This window comes from Aristaeella hokkaidonensis, from assembly GCF_018128945.1.
GTDB lineage: Bacteria > Bacillota > Clostridia > Christensenellales > Aristaeellaceae > Aristaeella > Aristaeella hokkaidonensis.
On sequence record NZ_CP068393.1, the window covers coordinates 79,287 to 101,355 of the forward strand.

Annotated in this window: 19 protein-coding genes; 14 read left to right on the forward strand and 5 right to left on the reverse strand. The window is 54.4% G+C overall.

From position 1 onward, the window contains the following. The first annotated feature begins 13 nt into the window (after positions 1–13). The 6 genes from uidA (at position 14) to rhaD (ending at position 6,935) form a co-directional block, all read left to right on the forward strand. A complete protein-coding gene (uidA, locus tag JYE49_RS00390; protein ID WP_093956716.1) occupies positions 14–1,753 on the forward strand; it encodes a beta-glucuronidase in 1,740 nt (579 codons plus the stop codon). Between the two features lie 65 nt (positions 1,754–1,818). Then, the gene (gene kduI, locus JYE49_RS00395; protein WP_093956917.1) at positions 1,819–2,661 is read left to right on the forward strand and encodes a 5-dehydro-4-deoxy-D-glucuronate isomerase; all 843 of its coding nucleotides are present in this window, start codon (positions 1,819–1,821) and stop codon (positions 2,659–2,661) included. A 16-nt stretch (positions 2,662–2,677) separates the two neighbouring features. Beyond that, on the forward strand, positions 2,678–3,475 hold the full coding sequence (locus tag JYE49_RS00400; RefSeq protein ID WP_093956715.1) for a gluconate 5-dehydrogenase: 798 nt from the start codon (positions 2,678–2,680) through the stop codon (positions 3,473–3,475). Positions 3,476–3,589: 114 nt separating this feature from the next. Then, positions 3,590–4,873, forward strand: coding sequence for a rhamnulokinase (locus JYE49_RS00405; protein WP_093956714.1), 1,284 nt, complete (start codon positions 3,590–3,592; stop codon positions 4,871–4,873). Beyond that, complete coding sequence (locus JYE49_RS00410; protein ID WP_093956713.1) at positions 4,870–6,126, forward strand: L-rhamnose isomerase; 1,257 nt, start codon at positions 4,870–4,872, stop codon at positions 6,124–6,126. The genes JYE49_RS00405 and JYE49_RS00410 overlap by 4 nt, the downstream gene beginning before the upstream one ends. Then, complete coding sequence (rhaD, locus tag JYE49_RS00415; RefSeq protein WP_093956712.1) at positions 6,123–6,935, forward strand: rhamnulose-1-phosphate aldolase; 813 nt, start codon at positions 6,123–6,125, stop codon at positions 6,933–6,935. The genes JYE49_RS00410 and rhaD overlap by 4 nt, the downstream gene beginning before the upstream one ends. Positions 6,936–6,945: 10 nt before the next feature. On the opposite strand, the gene JYE49_RS00420 is transcribed toward rhaD, so the two are convergent. Together JYE49_RS00420 and JYE49_RS00425 are read right to left on the reverse strand one after the other, a co-directional pair. After that, entirely contained in the window at positions 6,946–8,025 is a 1,080-nt protein-coding gene (locus tag JYE49_RS00420) for a tetratricopeptide repeat protein (protein WP_093956711.1), read from the reverse strand. A gap of 32 nt (positions 8,026–8,057) precedes the next feature. Then, the gene (locus tag JYE49_RS00425; RefSeq protein ID WP_143754473.1) at positions 8,058–8,351 is read right to left on the reverse strand and encodes a hypothetical protein; all 294 of its coding nucleotides are present in this window, start codon (positions 8,349–8,351) and stop codon (positions 8,058–8,060) included. Between the two features lie 279 nt (positions 8,352–8,630). Here JYE49_RS00425 and JYE49_RS00430 point away from each other — a divergent pair, with 279 nt between their 5' ends. Continuing rightward, on the forward strand, positions 8,631–9,986 hold the full coding sequence (locus tag JYE49_RS00430; protein WP_179217271.1) for a polysaccharide deacetylase family protein: 1,356 nt from the start codon (positions 8,631–8,633) through the stop codon (positions 9,984–9,986). Here JYE49_RS00430 and JYE49_RS00435 read toward each other — a convergent pair. Further along, positions 9,977–10,942: a hypothetical protein gene (locus tag JYE49_RS00435; RefSeq protein ID WP_093956708.1), complete on the reverse strand. Its 966-nt coding sequence runs from the start codon at positions 10,940–10,942 to the stop codon at positions 9,977–9,979. The two genes, JYE49_RS00430 and JYE49_RS00435, sit on opposite strands and share 10 nt — an antisense overlap. Positions 10,943–11,076: 134 nt before the next feature. Here JYE49_RS00435 and JYE49_RS00440 point away from each other — a divergent pair, with 134 nt between their 5' ends. Continuing rightward, positions 11,077–11,610 (forward strand): hypothetical protein, encoded by a 534-nt coding sequence (locus tag JYE49_RS00440; protein ID WP_093956707.1) that lies wholly within the window; start codon positions 11,077–11,079, stop codon positions 11,608–11,610. 82 nt (positions 11,611–11,692) lie between these two features. On the opposite strand, the gene JYE49_RS00445 is transcribed toward JYE49_RS00440, so the two are convergent. Next, positions 11,693–12,403, reverse strand: coding sequence for an MgtC/SapB family protein (locus JYE49_RS00445; protein WP_093956706.1), 711 nt, complete (start codon positions 12,401–12,403; stop codon positions 11,693–11,695). Positions 12,404–12,704: 301 nt separating this feature from the next. On the opposite strand from JYE49_RS00445, the gene JYE49_RS00450 reads away from it, so the two are divergent. Continuing rightward, the gene (locus JYE49_RS00450; RefSeq protein WP_093956705.1) at positions 12,705–13,346 is read left to right on the forward strand and encodes a type I phosphoribosyltransferase; all 642 of its coding nucleotides are present in this window, start codon (positions 12,705–12,707) and stop codon (positions 13,344–13,346) included. A 217-nt stretch (positions 13,347–13,563) separates the two neighbouring features. Here the strand turns inward: JYE49_RS00450 and JYE49_RS00455 are convergent, their stop codons facing one another. Beyond that, a complete protein-coding gene (locus tag JYE49_RS00455; RefSeq protein WP_093956704.1) occupies positions 13,564–14,595 on the reverse strand; it encodes a LacI family DNA-binding transcriptional regulator in 1,032 nt (343 codons plus the stop codon). Positions 14,596–14,893: 298 nt separating this feature from the next. On the opposite strand from JYE49_RS00455, the gene JYE49_RS00460 reads away from it, so the two are divergent. The 5 genes from JYE49_RS00460 (at position 14,894) to JYE49_RS00480 (ending at position 22,067) form a co-directional block, all read left to right on the forward strand. Continuing rightward, on the forward strand, positions 14,894–15,859 hold the full coding sequence (locus tag JYE49_RS00460) for an ABC transporter permease (RefSeq protein WP_283399336.1): 966 nt from the start codon (positions 14,894–14,896) through the stop codon (positions 15,857–15,859). 14 nt (positions 15,860–15,873) lie between these two features. Further along, positions 15,874–16,791, forward strand: a complete 918-nt coding sequence (locus JYE49_RS00465; protein WP_093956703.1) for a carbohydrate ABC transporter permease — start codon at positions 15,874–15,876, stop codon at positions 16,789–16,791. 17 nt (positions 16,792–16,808) lie between these two features. After that, a complete protein-coding gene (locus JYE49_RS00470; RefSeq protein ID WP_093956702.1) occupies positions 16,809–18,572 on the forward strand; it encodes a type 2 periplasmic-binding domain-containing protein in 1,764 nt (587 codons plus the stop codon). 14 nt (positions 18,573–18,586) lie between these two features. Continuing rightward, the gene (locus JYE49_RS00475) at positions 18,587–20,419 is read left to right on the forward strand and encodes an immunoglobulin-like domain-containing protein (protein ID WP_143754472.1); all 1,833 of its coding nucleotides are present in this window, start codon (positions 18,587–18,589) and stop codon (positions 20,417–20,419) included. Between the two features lie 67 nt (positions 20,420–20,486). Beyond that, positions 20,487–22,067, forward strand: a complete 1,581-nt coding sequence (locus JYE49_RS00480) for a glycoside hydrolase family protein (RefSeq protein ID WP_179217270.1) — start codon at positions 20,487–20,489, stop codon at positions 22,065–22,067. Positions 22,068–22,069: the final 2 nt, after the last annotated feature.

Below are 22,069 nucleotides of genomic sequence, written 5' to 3' on the forward strand. Positions count from 1 at the left end.
GACGGAGAAAAAGATGAGTACACTATATCCGCAGAATAACGCGTCCAGAATGACGATAGACCTGGGCGGCGTATGGGATTTCCGCTTTCAGGGCGATGAAAGCTGGCAGCCGATCGCGGTGCCTGCTTCCTACAATGACCAGAGCACGGATCCCCGGTTCCGGAACCGGGCGGGGATCACGGAATACCGCCGGAAGATTACCCTGCCGGCGGCCTGGAAGGGAATGCGGGTCTGCCTGCGTTTTGACGCGGCGGCACATAATGCCCGGATTTTGCTGAACGGGAAGGAAATCGGTTTTCACAGGGGCGGATTCCTGCCCTTTGAGGTGGAACTGAACGGCCTGATGAGACCCGGTGAAACGGCAGAACTGACGGTGGAGACGGACAACCGGATCAATCATGATACCCTGCCGATCGGTACGGAGGGAGAAACCGCCTTCTTTGGTTCAGACAACCCCGGAATACCGGCGGTGGAAGCCGGCAAGAGGATGCAGCAGGAACGCGGGATCAACCGTCCGGCTTTTGACTTCTTCAACTATACGGGTATCCAGCGGCCGGTACGGCTTGTTGCGACACCCCGGAAGTATATCCGGGATATTACCCTGGTGCCCTCCCTGAACGGGGCGGTGCGTTTCAGCGTGGAAACGGCGGGCACAGATGCGCCTGCCCATGTGGAAATCCTGGACGCGGAAGGCATATCCGTTGCAAGGTGCGACGGATGGGAGGGAATCCTGCAGATTCCGGAACCCCGCCTGTGGGAACCCTGGCCGGGCACACCCTACCTGTATACCGCCAGGGTTACCTATGGGGACGACCTGTATGAGCAGCCCTTCGGCATCCGGGAGGTCAAGGTGGAAGGCACGCGCTTCCTGATCAACGGGAAACCTTTCCGCTTCCACGGACCGTGCAAGCATGAGGACAGCCCTTTCCACGGCCGGGGAACGGATCCATGCCTGAACGTGACGGATATCAACCTTTACCACTGGCTGAATGCCAACTGCTTCCGTACCAGCCACTATCCCTACGCGGAGGAAATGTACCAGCTGTGCGACCGGGAAGGTATTGTCATCGTGGATGAAACGCCAGCGGTAGGCATGTGGGCCAGTGAACAGTATGGATGGAACCTGGCGGACTACCATCTGCAGGTACTGAAGGACATGATCGCGCGGGACAAGAACCATCCCTGCGTGGTGATGTGGAGCCTGGGCAATGAACCGGACACGGACAGCCAGCCTGAAAAAGCATATGAATACTGGCATCCCCTGTATGAAGCTGCCCACCGGCTGGACCCGCAGGACAGACCGGTTACGGTGGTTGGATGCCAGAACCGGTATGACCGGGATAAAGTCATTTGTTCCATGGACGTTGTGTTGATCAACCGGTATTACGGGTGGTATAATTTGTCCGGTGATCTTGAGGCAGCAAAATACGCGTTCCGGACGGAGCTGGAATGGTGGGAAACACAGCATAAACCGGTCATTCTCTCCGAGTACGGAGCGGATACAATCGCCGGCCTGCACGGCGCGGTGGCGGAGATGTTCACGGAAGAGTACCAGGTGGCGTTCTATGAGGCAATGAGCGAGTGCCTGGATGAACGGGATTTCGTGATCGGCGAGATGCCCTGGAACTTCGCGGACTTTGCCACCTGCCAGGGCCCCATGCGCGTGGGCGGAAACCGGAAGGGGCTGTTTACCCGGGACCGCAGGCCCAAGATGGCGGCTCACTGGTTCAGGGAAAGATGGAAAAATCTCTGACAGGCCGACGGGATCAGAATCAAACAGAATGATTATTCCACAGGAATAGTATGGAGGAAAAGAAAATGGATATTCGGTACAGCTGCAACCAGAAAGACTTTAAGCGTTATACCACAGAGGAAGTCCGGAAGGAGTTCCTGATCGAGAAGCTGTTTGAAGCGGATCAGGTTACGGCGGTTTACAGCCACGTGGACCGGATGGTGACGCTGGGCGTGATGCCGGTGAATGAGAAGGTTTCCATCGACAAGGGCATTGATATCTGGCACAACTTCGGCACGGAATACTTCCTGGAACGCCGGGAGTGCGGCATGTTCAACGTGGGCGGCGCCGGACGGGTGATCGCGGACGGAAAACTGTACGTGCTGGGTTACAAGGACTGCCTGTACCTGACCCGGGGAGCGAAGGAAGTGTACTTTGAGAGCGCGGATCCGGCGCAGCCCGCCAAGTTCTATATCGTTTCCGCTCCGGCTCACTGCAGTTATGAAAACAAGCTGATCAAGATCGCTGACGCCGCAAAGAAACCCTGCGGCGACGCGGCGACCAGCAACAAACGGGTGATTAATCAGTTCATCCATCCCTCCGTGCTGAAAACCTGCCAGCTGAGCATGGGCATGACCGTGCTGGAAACCGGCAGCGTCTGGAACACAATGCCGGCCCATACCCATGAACGCCGGATGGAAGTGTATTTCTACTTTGAAGTGCCGAAGGACAACGTGGTCTTCCACATGATGGGCGAAGGACAGGAAACCCGGCATATCGTGATGCAGAATGAACAGGCGGTCATTTCTCCCTCCTGGTCCATTCACGCGGGCGCGGGAACCAGCAACTATACGTTTATCTGGGCTATGGGCGGTGAGAACCAGGCCTTTGACGACATGGACAATATTCCGACCACGGAACTGAAATAAAGAGGAGAACAGTCAGATGGATACGAACAGTTTCAGCCTGAAAGGCAAAATTGCCTGGATTACGGGCGCCAGCTACGGCATCGGATTTGCCATCGCGGAGGCTTATGCCGCGGCGGGGGCAACCATTGTGTTCAATGATATCAACCAGGAACTGGTGGACAAGGGCCTGAAGTCCTATGCCGAGAAGGGCATTGACGCCAAGGGCTACGTCTGCGACGTGACCAATGAGGAAGCGGTCCGGGCCCTGGTGAAGCAGATTGAGACGGAAATCGGCGTGATCGATATCCTGGTGAACAACGCCGGCATCATCCGCCGGATCCCCATGATTGAGATGAGCGCGGAAGAATTCCGGAAAGTCATCGACGTGGACCTGAACGCTCCGTTCATCTGCGCCAAGGCGGTGATTCCGTCCATGATCTCCAAGGGACACGGTAAAATCATCAACATCTGCAGCATGATGAGCGAACTGGGACGGGAAACCGTTTCCGCCTACGCTGCAGCCAAGGGCGGCCTGAAGATGCTGACCCGGAATATCTGCTCTGAATACGGCGAGCATAACATCCAGTGCAACGGCATCGGACCTGGCTATATCGCCACGCCCCAGACAGCTCCGCTGCGGGAAAAGCAGCCGGACGGCAGCCGCCATCCCTTTGATCAGTTTATCATCGCCAAGACGCCGGCGGCCCGCTGGGGAACGCCCGAGGACCTGCAGGGTCCCGCGGTATTCCTGGCTTCCGACGCGAGCAATTTCGTGAACGGCCATATCCTGTATGTGGATGGCGGAATCCTGGCGTACATCGGAAAACAGCCCTGAGAAGACAATCTGAAAACCGCCCGGAGGCCTTCCGGGCGTTTTCACTATGGGTGAACCGCGGGCGGGAAATGACAGCCTGCGGAACAGACAGACAGACGGAAGGAACACAGCCCTATGAAAAAATATCTGGCCATCGACATCGGCGCGTCTTCCGGACGGCATATTGTCGGCTGGAAGGAAGACGGAGAGCTGAAAACCGAGGAGGTTTACCGCTTTCCGAACGGTGTCGTGGAACAGGACGGACATCTGACCTGGGATATTGACGCCCTGGAGAAACACGTCCGGACCGGCATCGACGAAGCGATGAAGATTTATCCGGAAATCGGGAGCCTTTCAGTTGATACCTGGGGTGTGGATTATGTGCTGATGAAGGGCGGCGAACCTGTTTTGCCCTGTTACGCCTACCGGGACAGCCGGACGGAAACGGCTATTCCCAAAGTCCATGAGCAGATGAGCTTTTCGGACCTTTACCGGCGTACGGGGATCCAGTTCCAGCCTTTCAATACCATTTACCAGCTTTACGCAGACAAGCTGGCAGGACGGCTGGATGAAGCCGACAGCTTCCTGATGATTCCGGAGTACCTGATGTACAGGCTCAGCGGCGCGGAGAGCCATGAGTATACCAATGCGACCACCGGCGGCATGGTCAGCGCGGAAACCGGTGAATACGATCCGGAGATTATCCGGACCCTGGGCCTGCCCGGGCGGTTTTTCAGGCCCCTGCAGCGGCCGGGCAGCGTGATCGGTGAATACAGGGGAATCAAGGTGATGCTGTGTGCCACCCATGATACAGGCAGCGCGGTGGAGGGAATCCCCATGGAGGGGAATGAACTCTATATTTCTTCCGGCACCTGGTCCCTGCTGGGAGTCAAAACGCCGAAGCCGCTGACGGACGCAGGAAGCGAAGCTGCCAACTACTCCAATGAAGGCGGCGTAGGCTATAACCGGTACCAGAAAAACATCATGGGTATGTGGCTGGCGAACAGGCTGCGCAGCGAACTGTGCCCGGAAAAACCGTGGGATGAAATCACGGCGGAAGCAGAAGAGAAACACTTCGATCACCTGGTGGATGTGAACGATCCGGTTTTCCTTGCCCCGGAGAGCATGAAAGCAGCGTTTGATTCCAAACTGCCCCATCCCCCGAAATGTACGGCAGGATATTTCCGGTGCGCATACCGGTCCCTGGCGGACGGATACCGCAGGGCGATCGAGGAAATAGAACAGAATACAGGCAACCGGTACCGGAGGCTGTACATTGTGGGCGGCGGGGCCAGGAACAAATACCTGAACCGGCTGACGGAAGAAGCCACCGGCAAGCAAGTGACCGCACTGCCTATCGAGGCGACGGCGCTGGGGAACATCATGATCCAGATCAAAAACGGAGGAGAAAAAGCATGAGCTACGAAGAAGCAAAAAAGCGCTATGCGGCTATCGGCGTTGATGCCGGCGCAGCCATTGAAAAACTGAAAAAAGTGCCCGTGTCGCTGCATTGCTGGCAGGGAGACGACGTACGGGGCTTTGATACTGATCCGAGCAAGCCGCTGACGGGCGGCATCCAGACCACAGGGAACTATCCGGGACGGGCCGGTACACCGGAGGAGCTGATGGCGGACCTGGACAAGGTGCTGAGCCTGATTCCCGGCACGCCGAAGATGAACCTGCATGCCAGCTACGCGATCTTTGAAAACGGCGAATGGGCGGACCGGGATAAGCTGGAGCCGAAACATTTCAGAAAATGGGTGGAGTTCTGCAAGGAACGCGGCCTGGGCTGTGACTTTAATCCCACCTTCTTCTCCCATCCGATGTGTGATCCACTGACACTGTCCAGCCCGAATGAAGAAACCAGGAAGTTCTGGATTGAGCACGGCAAAGCCTGCATCCGTATCAGCAGTTACCTGGCGGAAGAACTGGGCAAGCCTTGCGTGATGAATATCTGGACCGGCGACGGGTTCAAGGATATTCCCGCCGACCGGATGGGACCGCGGGTACGCTACCGTGAATCCATTGATGAAATCCTGAAGGAGCCCTATGACTTCAAAAAAGTAAAGCCCTGCATTGAAAGCAAGGTTTTCGGCATCGGCGTGGAAGCTTATACGGCAGGCAGCGCGGAATTCGCCCTTTCCTACGCGGCAATGAATATGGACAAGTGCATTCCGCTGATGGACAACGGTCACTATCACCCCACGGAAGTGGTCAGCGACAAGATTCCTGCCCTGCTGGCCTTCTTCCCGGAAATTGCGCTGCATGTAACCCGGCCGATCCGCTGGGACAGCGACCATGTGGTGCTGTTTGACGATGAAACAAAGGAAATCGCCCGGGAGATCGTCCGCTGCGGCGGGCTGGACGGCCGGGTGAATATTGCCCTCGACTACTTTGACGCAAGCATCAACCGGATTTCCGCCTGGGTGACGGGATACCGGAACCTGCAGAAGGCGCTCCTGTATGCCCTGCTGCAGCCCAATGATGAAATGAAGTCCCTGCAGGATGCGGGAGAGTTCAGCAAGCTGATGGTGATGCAGGAAGAACTGAAAACCATGCCCTTCGGCGAGATCTGGGACGAGTACTGCCGGAGCTGCGGCAGGCCGGCTGACGGTGAATGGTTCCCGCAGATTGAGGAATATGAGAAGAAAGTACTGGTGAGGCGGAAATGAAAAATATCCTGGAAGCGCCCTTTATGGTGGAAATGATCCGCACGACGACCAACATGTATAACCAGGGCTGGGACGAACGCAACGGCGGGAATATCAGCCTGATGCTGGATGCGGCGGAAATCGCCGGATACCTGGATACGGGAAAGGCGCTGCGCACAATCCCGACTGGCTTCACCGCTCCGGAACTGGACGGGAAGTGTTTCCTGGTGACGGGAACCGGCAAGTACTTCAAGAATGTGCAGTATGCCCCGGAAGTCAATCTCGGCATTGTCCGGCTGAAGGAGCAGGGACAGCAGGCTGACCTGCTGTGGGGCTATGCGGACGGCGGGCAGTTTACCAGCGAGTTTCCGGCCCATATGATGAGCCATGTGGCACGGCTGAAGGTTAACCCGGAAAACCGGGTGGTGATGCACTGCCATCCGGCGAACCTGCTGGCGATGACCTATGTCCATGACCTGGACGAGAAGCAGTTTACCCGGACCCTGTGGCAGATGTGCACCGAGTGCGTGGTGGTTTTCCCGGACGGTGTGAACGTGCTGCCCTGGATGCTTTGCGGCACGAATGAAATCGGCGAAGCAACGGCAGAAAAAATGAAGACCGCAAGGCTGGTGGTCTGGAGCCAGCACGGTATTTACGGCGCGGGCAAAGACCTGGATGAGACCTTCGGCCTGATCGAAACCGCGGAAAAAGCCGCGGAAATCTATATGAAGATCGCCCATCTTCCGAGAATCAACACGATTACGGATGAGCAGATGCATTTGCTGGAGAAGCGTTTCAACATCAAAGCAAGGGAAGGCTACCTGGACTAAACGGGGAGGATCAGAGTCCTGTTTCCTGCAGGCCTTTGAGGCCCAGGGCTATCATACGGCGGCAGTAATCGTCGCTGCGCTTCTGGATATCATCCTGGAAAACTTCCAGCTCCGGCATGGAGACAGCAAAGAAATCATAACCCGTCTTATCAAACATATGGCGTTCGCCGAAAATGATCAGCTGGTGGAAAGACCGTTTGGCGCTTTCCACCTTTCCTAATGCGTGGAAAGCCAGCCCCTGATAATAGATATAGTCAGAGGGCTGATCATTGTAATAGCGGACGGGCTCGGGAATCTGGGAACCCGCGGAAGCTTCCGTAAAGCATTGCGCTGCCCTGGATTCATTGCCCAGCAGCCTGTAAGCGCAGCCCATGAGGTAATAGGCCTGGTTGTCCGGGACGTTTTCCAGCTTGCCTTCTCCGAGATTGGCAGGATAGGAGAGGGTCCGGGACGCATATTCAATGGCGGCTTCCGCCCGGCCTTCCGCCAGGGCTTTGCCGGCCAGGGCGAAGAGGGCGGCTTTATATTCATCTGCCACCTTGCCTTCTCCGCCTTCCCATACATGGAAGGTATAGTTCATCAGCAGGTCCAGGGCTTTTTCATGCTGCCCGTCCGCATTCAGCATGCTGACATAGGCGAGCATCAGGGCATACCGGTCCGGAAGCAGATCCCGGTTTGCCTCCAGGATGGCCAGCCGCTCTTTGACGGGGCAGTCCAGGCGCTTCAGCAGCTGATCCTGCTCCAGCAGGAAACGGCTGTTTCCGGGCTCAAGGCGGACGGCTTCCACGATTTCCCCGGCGGCCAGGGAACGGCCGCCGGGGTTGTAATACGCAATGGACAGGTTCCGGTGGGCCGGAGCCAGATCAGGCTGTTCCTTCGCCGCGGCCTGCCAGTGGGAAACAGCTGCGTCATACTGCTTCCTGTCATAGAAGAACTCACCCAGGTAATAGTGGGCCTTCGGGGCGGAGGGCAGGATGGAAACGGCGTATTCCAGAACCGGAAGTTCCTCCGGCTTGTTGGGGAAACAGAAATCCGTCGGCAGGCTTTCCGCCTTCAGGGCCTGCGCGGCAGCGGTTTCTGTGTGGTTCATACGGCCTTCCGCATATGCGAGGGCATAATACTTCAGCGGGCTCGTTCACATTCCAGAAAGACGCGGCAGTCAGCAGAGCAGCCCCAGGAGACTTTCCGGCTGAACTTTGCCTGGCCTTCGAAGGAATACCTGCGGGTCAGGCGCGTGACAATAGGATCGCCTTCCTGCCAGAAGCCAAGCTTTTTGACTTCCTCTGCCTGCCATTGTTTATGGGGATCATCCGGCAGGCCGAAGCCGCCCTCATCCAGTGTTCCGGGCAGACGGATTTCTCCGGACTGCCCCGGGATGGAGCATTCCCAGATACCCGACAGATCAACGGTTCTCATGGTCATTTACCTCGAATTTTTACTACTCTTATCATACCCCCCCGGACCGGTTGCTTCAGCAAGGATATTTATCCAATATTGACGCTTTTTGAATGTCATATTTTGCCGGTAATTCCATATACCGCTGTTTTCAGGCAATCAGCTTCGGTATACTTCAACATGATTTGTCAGTATTTTTTTGAAAAACAGATACAAATTTGCAAATTTCTGGTATAATCCATGTCAAAAGGCAGTGCGCTCCGTTTTATACGCTTGTTGAGGAAGTATCGTGATATGCAAATGAAAAAGATCAGATGGCTTGTGCTGTGTATTCTGGCTTTATGTTTATTCATTCCTGCGGGAATAGCAGAACGTGCTATTCCGGAGGTGCTGAAGGTGACACAGGAAGTCAAATGCTACAGGGCAAAAGGCTATCGGATTATTACCTATTCAGAACTGCATTCCACCAGGGAAGACGTAAATGACTTGATCAATGGCAGGGTGGCAGCCCTGAAAGAAGAAGCGGAAGCAGTGGTGCCGGAAGGAAGGGATTATAACAAAAGATGTGCCCATGCAGATATTTATACACAAATTACCCGAACGGGTGACCGCTGGCTGAGCTTTCATGTGTGTGCACAGACATCTGCAAAGAGCAGCCAGAATTGGGTGAAATGTGAAGATTATACTTACGACATGGAATCCGGCCGGCTGATCCGGCTGGGGGATATTATCTGTGAAGAGGGCTGGGAAAAGCTGCTGCATGAAATCCGGATACAGGTCGAGGAAAGCTTTCCTGAAGACAAACCGGATGAGCAGGCACTGGATGCGATCTGCAGCCGTGAAAGCCTGACGGAAGCCGGGTTTATCATGACGCCCGGACACCTGGCACTGTTTTTTCCCGCGGCAGACGTGTATCCCGCCCATGCTGAAGCACTTTTGCGGGTGGAAATATATGTGCCGGAATTATGGGAGATCCTGACGGAAGAGGGCCGGAAGGAAACGGACTGCACCGGCTACAAGCTGGTTGCACTGACCTATGACGACGGTCCCGGAAAGGGAACAACCAGGGGTGTGCTGAGTTCCTCCGTCCGTCATCCGGGACAGGTGACCTTCTTTGCGACCGGACACCGCCTGGAAGAAAATGCTGAGATGCTTCATTTGGAGTTCGACGCCGGCCACAGCGTGCAAAGCCATACCTGGGCGCATGCTACCAAGGGCGTGACAACAGAGAAAGTAACCGACTGGGAAACGCAGTATAACAAGGCCATGGGCAGCATCATCGGCAAGCTCCCGATCATGATGCGTCCTCCGGGAGGAAACTGGAGGGGATACGTCAATTCAGGCACTGAGCTGGCTCAGATCCTGTGGGATACCAATTCCACGGATTCGTCCGCCGGTGAAGGAAAGCAGGATATGCTGGGCTGCTGCGGCCGTGCCAGCATCGCCTGTGACGGGAGTATCGTGCTTTTCCACGACGTCAAAATCTATGCCGGAGATCTGGCAGAACGGTCCATGAGGCTCTTTGAGCAGGAGAACATGCTGATTGTGACCGTAAACGATTTGTGTGCGCTGCGCGGAATTTCGCTGAAAGCAGGCACCGTATTGCAAAACTGTCCGCCGGAGGAAGCGGAAGTAAGCATGCAGGCTCACCGGTAAGCGTACATACCGTCGCTTCCGACAATCAGGCCGCGGTACATCTCAATGGACAGGAGATGTTTCCCGCCGGGTGTTTCAAAAGAATATATCCAGGTACCGCCGGTGACAGAAGTGTCATCGGCTTTTTCCATGACCCTGCTGTTCATGACGATACAACGGACCCACTCTGCTTCTTCAGGGGAGACCTCTGCCGGCTCAGCACCTGTCTCGCAGTCTGTGAAATACGCTGTGATGACAGCGGTATCGAGACCGTCGCGCAGACCGTGGCAGAACTTCCAGACCGGAGGCTGTTCTTCAGCATCATCCGGACCATTGGGATAGGAGGCGTGGGTAACGGAGATCAGTTGTCCATCCTCAAAAATACCGGAAGTGTTATAAGCATTGAAAGGGTTTTCATCCGCCTGCAGCGAATTAAGGAATTCTTCAGCGCTTAATGGCATCTCTTCTTCACCGGAAACGATGGGGGTGTACCTGAAACTATCCGACAGGGGGAGCAGGACCTTGTTAAACCCCACAGACGTGACAGGAACCCAGTCGTTGACAACAACGGTAAAGGTGTCGTCTTTTCCGGATTCAAAAACCATATAACCGTCGAATGCTTCCTCCGGACAGATTTCCCAGGCAGTGACGGTACCCTGGGATTCAGGATCTGTATGCGGAATGATTTCCTTTACGGTCCAGAAATGGTCGTTGACCAGGATCGTGTCTCCCGGGGTGAGGGAAAGGATCTCATCCGCCCTGTAATGATCCTGCAGATACAGGACAGCGATGAAGTATCCACCGCTGCCGATCCGGCCTGTGTTCCGGAAGGAGAGCCGGAATTCGCCATTGCCCTGGTCGAGACTGTCATGATCAACCGGGATGGGACGGATTTCCGCGGCACAGGCGAAGACGGTGCAGCAGAGGGTGAGCAGCAGGACCAGCAGAACGGCGGTCAGGATCTGATTGCGTTTCATGGATATTCCTCCTTGCGGTCGGTTGGGACGGTTCTATGTACTTTCACTCTGTATGACGCACGGGAGCGGGAAAAGTTCCACAAAAAGCATCTGAAGATCGTGTATATTTTTATGGGTAAAAAGGAGGATTCAGTTTGATACCGGAAAACGCTTTTTTCCACGGTACGGTAATTGGCGGACTGGACACGATCCTCGCCAACGCGAAATCCCATGTTGACGGGAGCAAAGTCGCGTACTTTACGACGGACAGGGTCTACGCGCTTGTCTGCTGCAGAAGCAGGCAGGAGAACTTTGTCACCATGGGACTGAGGGATGGAATCCAGACATATTTTGAGCGGTTTCCCGATCAGCTGAAGGTTCTGTATGACGGAAAAGAAGGCTTTATTTACAGGCCTGTGTCTGCAGAGACATTGAAAAACACCAGAGGTCATAGCTGGGAGAGCTCCGTGGACGTTCCGGTCGTCCTTCTGGAACATATCCCCAACGTCTATACAGAGATCCTGAAGGAGGAAGAGGCCGGGAATGTGATTATCCGCCGCTATGCCGATATTGATCCTGATGAACAGAAGGAAGTTGCAAACCATATGCGTGATGGGCTGAACGATCCTCTTTGTTTTCCTGCATATCGTGACTTCGTATATGAACACTTTTCACCGTTATGGGATTGACCAGCATATTATAAAAAAGTCCGGTTCCCATTGAAAAGGGAATCGGGCCTTTTTGGACACTGCTGTATGAACTTGATTCTGTTTACACGTTTCGGGTTCTGACGGTTCTGATGTTCGGATGCTCGGACAGGATCGTAATCAAATCCTGGTATTCCGTTTTGCCGGGCATGGACAGCGTATATACGTTTGTATAAATATTCTGTCCATCCTGTGTATTTTCCGCGTGAAAATCCTGATCAAGGATTTTGACTTCCATCTTGTCAAACGTGTCCCGGATGTATTTCAGCGTTTCATTCCGATGAATAAACTGGATTTCAAGCCGCTTGTAGGTATTCACATGTACGATCTGCTGCATCATCTTCAGCACGGCCATGACCACCAGACAGGCTACCAGCGCCATGGTGGTGAATCCGGCACCGACAGCCAGGCCCAGGCAGGCGGCGCACCACAGGGAGGCCGCGGTGGTGAGGCCGGAGATCCGACGGTCGGCAATGATGATTGTTCCGGCACCCAGGAAACCGACGCCTGATACAATCTGTGCTGTCAGACGCCCTACGCTGACATTGATTTGAGATGCACCAAGCGCTACCACATGGGCAATGGTCTGCTGTTCCACCAGACCGATCAGCGCGGCACCCAGGCAGACCAGCACATGCGTCCGCATGCCTGCCGGCCTGTTTTTCATTTCCCGTTCGACACCGATAATGGCTCCGAAGATGACCGCGGCCACGATTCTGAGAACCATCTGCCAGAAAGAAAGCGGTTCTCCAAAAGTTACCCAGTCAAAAACCATACTATACCTCCGGTTGCTTCTGTGTAAGATTAACAGACGGATTTAATTGTCTGCTCTTGATACAACATATTACCACACCGGGCTGATTTCAGGCAATAAAAACCCGGCTGTTTTTTGCAGCCGGGCTTCCTTTTTTTGCCAAAATGTGATTATTCGAACCCGATGGTTGCGACGGGCGGTTTTTATCCAAACTGTTTTACCGTATGTCCGCCGGCCCACTTGCTCTCAAGAGGGAAATGGTTTATAGTAGATTCACAGAAATACCGTTTTACAGAATTTCATACAGGAGGAGGAACGAATCATGTCTATCCAGATTGTTGAGATTCCGAATCACCAGAACAAGGTACGTCTGCGCGTCGCCCATGGGCATTTCGCCACAAGCCACAGCCATATCAATTACTACATTGACCTGACTATGACCAAGCACCGGCTGTCAGAAGCCCGGATTGCCGCAGAAGAATTGTGCGGCATGTACAAGAATTCCACGATCGTGGACTCCATCCTCTGCCTGGACGGAACGGAGGTGCTGGGCGCCTGCATGGCTTCAGCACTGTCCGAGGCCGGGTTCCGGAGCATGAATGCACACCAGACGATTTACGTGGTGACTCCGGAACATACCTCCGGAAGCCAGCTGATCTTCCGGGACAATATCGCTCCGATGATTGTGGGCAAGCATGTACTGGTGCTGGCAGCCTCCCTGACCACCGGCTTTACCGCCCGCTCCGCCATCGAAGCTATCCGGTATTACAGCGGTGTGCCCGCAGGTGTCTCAGCCATCTTCTCCGCGATTGATGAATGTGAAGGCTTCCCGGTCAAGAGCGTTTTCACCGTAAAGGAGAACCTCCCCGATTATGTCAGCTGCTCCTCCCACAACTGCCCGATGTGCAAGGCAGGGGAAAAGCTGACAGGACTGGTCAACAGCCACGGCGTTTCCTCCTTCTGAGGGCGCGCTTTTTTAACAACGGAAGCCGGGCATCATGCCCGGCTTACGCTGTATTTCAATACCATTCGTCTTACTGACCTGCCGCAAGATAAAAAATATCCCGGGGACCTTTGTAAATAAGGTCCCCGGGATATTGATATTATTCGAACTCGATGGTCGCCACGGGTTTCTCCGGGATGCCCGGAACTTCCCGCTGAAGAAAACGATACGCAAAGCGTCAGGTTTTACGGATGCTTTCCCGCCAGATCGGGGTTGATTTTACATGGGTCCAGCTGTACGGGAAGGAGGGAATACGGATCCGGTTGAGCAGCAATTCAGCCGCAAGATGTCCGATTTCCGTACCGCAGATCTTGACCGTGGTCAACGGGGGATCGGTGAAGGCAGACTGCATTGTTCCGTCAAAACCGGTAATCATGATATCCTCCGGGATTGACAGGTCCTTTTTTTTCAGAGCCTGTATCAGTGAAATCGCCAGGTAATCGTTGGCACAGACAAAAGCGTCCGGCAGAGCAGGCATCTGATTGATCCTGGACAGCAGCCAGGCGGAATCATCATAGGGTGAGGAGTCGGGTTCACAGATACAGAATCGCTTATCGTACTGAAGTCCGTTTACCATCAGCCCCTGCTGATAGCCGTACCACCGTTCCCGGAAAGAGCCGCAGTGGTTATAATCCCCGACGAATCCGATCTGCCGGGCACCTGCCCTCACAAGACGCCGGATGACTGCCATAATTCCGGCAATGTTTTCCATAGTCACATAGTCGCACTCAATCAGCGAGGTGATTGTTTCAGCCGAACTGTCCGTCAGAACCATCGGAATGTCCAGATGACAGAGCATGCTTACATAATCCGGATCAAAAAGCTCAATTCCGACGATCCCGGCAATCTGTTCCGGAACAAAATGAGGGGGAAGTTGCCTTTTTTCCAGCTCCTCCTGTGAAATTTCATAAATTTTCAGCGCATAGCCTTCCCGGCTGATCATATCTGTAAAAGAAGAAAGGAACAGGGTGCCAAAATGGAGCTGGCTGGGGAGGTGGCAGGTCAGCAGGGCGATATTCCCGACAGACGGGGGAGAAGCGAAGACTTTTTCCGCGGGGGACCCGTATCCCAGTTCCTTTGCTTTTTGTAAAACAAGATTCCGGGTGCTCTGGGGAACAGAACCGCGGCCATTGTAAACTTTGGAAACTGTATTTCGGGAAAGACCGCAGGCATCCGCGATGTCCTGCATAGTGATTCTTTTGGAAGGCATCGTTTCCGACCTTTCTGTTTTTTTGTGACATTATGCCTGTTTTGTTTACATATTGTAACACAACGGAATGATCAAAACAAGTTTACATAATGTAAACACATCACGTCCTGACATCGAAATAGATTGTTAATAATGGCAATAAAACGAACATAATAAAATAAATATATACAAACTGCACAAAATCAATTGACAATATGTAAATCAATGTGTAAAATACAATTGAAATCCGGGAAGCCGGATAACGGATGTTACAACTGCATAAACGACGCGACATTGCAAACTGGCGAGGAGGGGAAAAATGCAAGGCGTGAAGCAACTGCCTGCCGCTTCAAAGCGGCAGAAAAACGTGACCCCCGGATACCGGCTGCGGAATTTCAGGGAGAACTTTCCGTATCTCACGATGATTCTGCCGGCCGTTCTGGTGGTATTCCTGTTTAACTATCTTCCGATCTATGGCGTCCTGATTGCGTTCCAGGATTTTATGCCGGGAGATAAAATTCTCTCTGACACCACGATCTGGGTCGGCTTTGAAAACTTTGCGAGATTCTTCAACGATGTACAGTTCTGGCCGCTGATGAAGAACACATTCATCCTGTGTATTGTCGGATTTGTCATCGGTTTCCCGCTTCCGATCATCGTATCCCTCGCACTCAACGCGCTGAAACGGAAGAAGACGGGGAAGGTTTTCCAGACGATCTATACCGCTCCCCATTTTATCTCGCTGGTTGTTCTGGTCGGTATGCTGCAGCTGTTCTTCGGGCGTTACGGCCTGGTGAACAACATTGCCGCAAGCCTGGGCGCGGAGCGGGTATCCTATTTCCTGGAAAGCTCCGCCTTCCGCCCGCTGTATATCCTGTCCAGCAACTGGCAGGACTTCGGCTGGAGCGCGGTTATCTACATCGCCGCCCTGAGCAACGTGGATCCTGTACAGCATGAAGCGGCCATGATCGACGGCGCAAGCCGGTTCCAGCGGGTGCTCCATGTGGACATTCCCGCAATCATGCCGATGATCAGCGTGATGCTGATCATGTCCATCGGCGGCCTGATGGGCGTGGGTTATGAAAAGGCCCTGCTGATGCAGACCGACGGAAACCTGGCTGTCAGTGAACTGATCGCCACATACGTGTACAAACGCGGTCTGACAGGCGTTCCGGATCAGGCTTACGCAACGGCCATCGGTCTGTTCAACTCCGTGATCAACGTTGTGCTGCTGATCATTGCCAACACGACATCCAAACGGTTCTCCGAGAACTCGCTGTGGTAAGGAGGGGAACGAAGATGACTCAGAAAGCACCCGCAATCAATATCAGGAACAACGCACTGAAGGATACAAAGGGCGACAAGATATTCTTTGTGATCAACGCCTGTATCCTCGGCCTGCTTGCACTGATCATTCTGTATCCCCTTTACTTTATCGTGATTGCCTCCATCTCCGACCCGGACGCGGTGCTGGGCGGACAGGTGGTGCTGGCTCCCGTGAATATCACCTTTGAAGGCTATGAGAAAGTATTCCAGCGGGGTGATATCTGGAGGGGATACCTCAACACCATTATCTATACCGTGGTGACGGTAGTTCTTTCGCTGGTGGTGACGATTCCCGCCGGCTGGGGACTGAGCCGTAAAACAACCCCCGGTAAAAAATTCTGGATGATTTACTTCATTATCCCGATGTTCTTCGGCGGCGGCCTGATCCCGTTCTATAACGTGATGAGCAGCCTGAAGCTGATCAACTCCGCCTGGTCGGTGATCCTTCCGGCAATCCTGAGCGTCTGGAACCTGTTCATGAGCAAGACGTTCTTTGAATCGTCCATTCCGGAGGGCATGCTGGAAGCAGCACGGATTGACGGCGCCGGAAAATTCCGGACCTTCTTCTCCATTGTGCTGCCGCTGTCCAAGGCAATCATTGCCGTTATGGCACTGTATTACGCAGTCGGACAGTGGAACAGCTACTTCAACGCCATGATTTTCCTGCAGGATGAAAACAAGTATCCGCTGCAGCTGGTGCTGAAGGAAATCCTGATTGCAAGTGAGAGCACCGTGGGCGGAAGCGGCGAAACGATTCTGCAGCAGTACCGCCTGGCAAACCAGCTGAAGTATGTATCCGTGATCGTCTCCAGCCTGCCGGTGCTGTGCCTGTATCCGTTTGTCCAGAAATACTTTGCACAAGGTGTCATGATTGGCTCCCTGAAGGGATAAAGAAGGAGGAAAACAACATGAAAAACCTGAAAAAATGGCTGCTTGTCCTGATGATGATCGTTCTGGCGGTTACACTGACTGCCTGCAGCGGCGGAGACAAGAAGGACGCCGCAGCACCGGCAGAAAAGAAGGAAGAAACCGCAGCAGCGCCGGCTGAAGAGAAGAAGGATGATACCGCTGCGGCACCCGCGACCGGCAACGCACTGACCGATACCTACGGATTCCAGTGGAAGGATCCTTCCGCCCCGATCCTGAATGAGCAGGGCGCAAAGGAGATTTCCTTCAAGGTGTATTCCTCCAAAAATGCCAGCGCGAAGGATTACAACGACATGAAGATCATGACTGACCTGTTCGCCCAGACGAACGTGCAGGTCAACTGGGAAAATGTATCCGAATCTGTATATTCCCAGCAGAAAAACCTGATCTTCGGCAACAAGGACAACCGTCCGGATGCGATTTACCACGCTGGTATGGGCGCCGGAGAAATCATCAAATACGCCAAGCGCAAGGTGCTGGTGCCGATCAGCGATTACCTGGAGTATATGCCGAATTTCTCCAAGCTGCTGGAAGAACGGCCTGACATCAGGAACCAGCTGCTGAACGTGGAAAACGGAAAGATTTATTCTCTCCCCCGCATTGAAGAAATGGGCCTGCTGCAGAGCCCGAACCTGCTGTTCCTGAATATTGCCTGGACGAAGGAAGCCATCGAAGCCGGCGCAGTCAGCGACCTGACGGCAGACCAGCTGAAGGACGGCCTGGCGCTGAAGAGCAGCCAGATGGAAGAAATCCTGACCTATTTCCGGGATCATGACATGAACGGAAACGGCAAGACTGACGATGAGCGGCCCCTGAGCTTCGTTTACAACAACTGGCAGGGCAACCAGTGCGATCTGTACGGCATGTTCGGCCTGAACGACAACCTGGAGCACCGGGTGATTGTGGACGGCAAAGCCACTTACACGATTCAGGACGACCGCTTCAAGGAAGCGACGAACTTCATTGCCAAGTGGGTGGACGCGGGCCTGATCGACAAGGTCAGCTTTGAACAGAGCCAGGACAACTTCCTGGCCAACGGCAAGGGCCTGGAGACCTACGGCGCCTTCTACTGGTGGGAAAGCGAAACGGTGGTTTCCAATCCCGAAAACTATATTGTGTGCAGTCCGCTGATCGGACCGAACGGGGATCAGACCATCTGCGTTTCCAACAATCCGGAGGTCAGCACCGGCGAAGTGATCCTGTTCTCCGACTGCAAGTATCCTGAGATCCTGCTTGCCTATTTTGACCGGTATTACGATCCCGTGATTTCCGCCCAGATCAACTACGGCCCCATCGGCATCGTCTATGAGGAAGAGCGGGATGAGAAGGGCATGCTGATGCAGAAGCCGCTGCCGGAAGGCGTGACCACGGACGAGCTGCGGCTGCAGAATGCACCGCTGGGTATCATTTATCTGGGCGAATACGCCTGGAACAATGTGGTTCATATGGAACCCCGCGCCCAGCTGCGCCTGGAACGCCTGCAGCAGTGCGCCAAGCCCTTCGTACCGGAAAATGTGATTCCGTTCCCGAACCTCCAGTTTACCCTGGAAGAACTGAACACGCTGAGCAACTATGAGACGAACCTGAATGACTATATCCGGACCAACCTGATCAGCTGGCTGATGAAGGGCGGCGTGAGCGACGATGCCTGGACAGCATTCCAGAACGACCTGAACGGTAAGGTCAACCTGGCCGGCATCCAGAAAGTATACCAGGACGCCTATGACCGCTTTGCCGCGAAATAATGAAGGAGGATATTATGATGAGGAACAGGCTGCATATCATTCTTTCCCTGCTGCTGGCTGTGTGCATGCTGGCCGCGGCCGGACCTGCTTTCGCGGACGGCGCGCCGACGCTGGACGGGGTGCATGACCAGAGCGTGATGGCCGGAACTGAGTTTGATGCCCTGGCAGGCGTTACCGCAACCGACGGCGCGGGCGGCGATCTGACGGATATGATCGAGATAGACGCCATGCCGGCTCTGGATTTCAGAAACGGAAAAGCAACCCCTGAAAATCCGGGTGACTATGAACTGACTTATACCGTAACAGACGCGAACGGCGAGACAGCTGAGGATTACGCGACCCTGACGGTTACCAAGAAAACCAGCGAAGAGACGGTTTACAAAACCTTTGATTTCAGCACTGCCGCTGTGACGGACAACCGCGGCTGGGAAGCAAAGATCAATACCGAGGTTGCCGAAGCCACAGCAGAGCTGAAAGAAGGCGCTTACGTTATTGAAATCAAGAATCCGGGTGACGGAGACGGCGCCGTGCAGCTGGCCAAGGCGGGATATCCGCTTAAGGCAGCGGACTACAGGATTAAGATCTGGGCGAAATCCACCAAGAAGACCTATGCGCATATCCTTGCCCGGAACGAACAGGCGGAGGGCTGGGAAACCTTCGGCGGCGCGTTCAATGTGGAGATCGGTCCGGAGATCGCTCCGCTGGAGCTGAACTTCACTTCTCCCGGCGAAGGCAGCGCAGAACTGCTGTTCAACCTGGGCAAGATTACCCCGAATCCGGACAACGCGGAAGATACCACACCGGAAGATTTCAAAGTGACGATTGATAAGATCGAACTGTATGAGATTTCCGGTGAAGAGACCCAGGTTCCGGTCTACACATCCGAATTCGCTGCCGGCGAAGGCGTGGCAGTTACAACCAGTGAAGAAGCAACGGGAAGCGTCGGCTTCGCGGACGGCAAAGCGACGGTGACCATCGACACCTATCCCAACGCGGACGGCGGCGTATGGAGCGTCAAGGCAGACATCCTGCTGGGCGACACGAAGGTCGAGAAGGGCAAGAAGTACTTCTACAGCTTCAAGATGACGGCGGCCAACGGCCAGGGCGGTGAAGCACTGGTGGAAAGCGCGGAAAAAGGATGGGAAAACCGGGCAAACTTCAACGGCATCAGTGCCGGTGCCGGGGAAGAAACTGTCGTCTCCAGCGTCTTCACCGCGGAAGCGGATGTGGATGATCCCGTGATCCGCCTGCAGATTGGCAATCCTCCGGAAGGCGTGACGTCCAACAGCATTGTGATCAGCGACGTCGTCTTCGGCAATGTGGAAGGAGACAAGGAAACCCACAAGACGATTGACGCGTTCATGCCCTTCGGATCGAATACGGCCAATGCGGAAAACACAGCCTGCCCGTGGGCAACCTTCAACGGAACGGATGAAGACAACGAGCGCGGCGTCGGCACCATCTGGGCGCAGGACGGCAGCTTCTTCTACCGGATTGACAACGGCGGCACCGTCGACTGGCACAACAAGCTGATCTGCGGTATCGGCGGCAATCCCCTGACGCTGGCTTCCGACAGCTACTATACCGTGGAAATCACCGCGAGAGCGACGCAGCCGGTATCCTGCGGCGTGTTCCTGAACCCGATGGGAGGCTGGGATCCCCGCTTCTCTGAAGGCATGGACCTGACGACGGAATTCCAGACCTTCCGTTTCTCCACAAAGGATACGTTTGTGGTGGACATGGATTTCGAACTGCTGTTCCAGTTCGGCTCGGAAGCCCTGTCCAAGATGGGTGAGGTCACGATAGAGTTCCAGAATATGACAATTTACCAGATGACCGTCCAGTAAACAGCAGACGAACCGCAGGGAGGATGGATCAGTTCATCCTCCCTGTCCTTCTGTCAGGAGGTTAATGATGAACAAGAAAAGACTGGCCCTTCTCCTGGCCCTTCTCCTGGCCTGCGCGATGCTGCTGGCCGGATGCCAGAACAACGGGAACACACAGAACACTGTGACAGAGGCTCCTGCAGCAGCTGCCCCGATAGCTCCGGAAAGCGGGGAACCGTTTGCCGCTGTTGAGAATGACAAGGATTTTTCCGCACTGCGGACACCGGGAAGCCAGGAGGAAGCCTATGAGTACAGAACCTTTTTCAGGCCGGCCATTGACGGCATCAACCAGCCCTATGTGGGCGACACGATGCCTTATTATGAGGACGGCACCTGGTATATCTATTACCTGAAAGAGGGCGGCGATTCCTACAACCACTCTATTTACCTGGCGACAACAAAGGACTTCGTAACCTATACCGAATACGACAATCCCATCCTGGAGAGCAGCCGCAGCGGCGGACAGGACGGATGGGCAGGCACGGGTTCTGTTGTAAAAGTAAAGGATACCTATTATTTCTTCTACACCGGCCATGCTTCTTCCGATATCTATGAGTATATGGAAAAAATCATGGTAGCGAAGGGAACTGCTCCGGATCAGTTTGAGAAGGTGGAAGGCTGGGAAATCACACCGCCGGCCGAACTGGGACAGAAACGGGATTTCCGGGATCCGCAGGCGTATTACGACGCGGAAAACGACGTGATCCATATGACTGTGACCGCTGCACAGGACGGTAAGGCCAGGATCCTCAAATATACCCTGAGCGGAGACCTGCAGAAGGCTGATTACGACGGGATCATTTTTACAAACACAGCGAAGGAAAACTTCTGGAACCTGGAGTGCAGCGACACTTTCCGGATCGGGGACAGGTATTACCTGACGTATTCCGCCCAGGACGATACCCTCTGGTACGCAATGTCAGATACTCCGTATGGCCCCTACGGGGAAGCAAAACGGCTGGACGGCAAGCTTTTCTACGCCGCAAAGCATGTGGAAAACCAGGACGGTTCCTATATGGTCGGCTGGGCGCGCCGGAGCGAATCCCCCTCCTCCACCTCGGAGGTTTCCGGCTGGGCCGGCAATCTGGCAGTACAGCAGCTGGCGCAGAAAGAAAACGGCGAGCTGGCGCTGATTCCGGTAAAAGCGGTTGAGGCCCAGTTTGACAAACGGCGGGAGCTGCTGATTGAACAGGATCAGATTGAAATCCGCGCAGGATCCCGTTACAGTTACACGGATGCTTTTACCGCCTATGAGAGTTTCATGCTGAAGGGAAAAGTGACGTATACGGGGAAAGGAAGCTTCGGGCTGGCTTTTGACTATAACGGACAGGATGAAAAAACAAAGATTATCTGCCTGAATCCGAAAGAACAGAAGCTGCAGCTGACATTCAATGAGGGCGGTACCCTGATTACTGAAACAGCCGCGGCGTTGGAAGCCGGAAAGGAATACAGCTTTACCTATATCCAGGAAGGTTCCGCCGGAATCTTCTGGCTGGGAGACGAGGCATCCCTGACCGTGCGGCTGTACGGCGTCAGCGGGAAGCCTATCCGCCTGTTCACGGAGAGCAATACGGTTACATGGACTGACCTGAGAGAGTATACGAGGTAAAA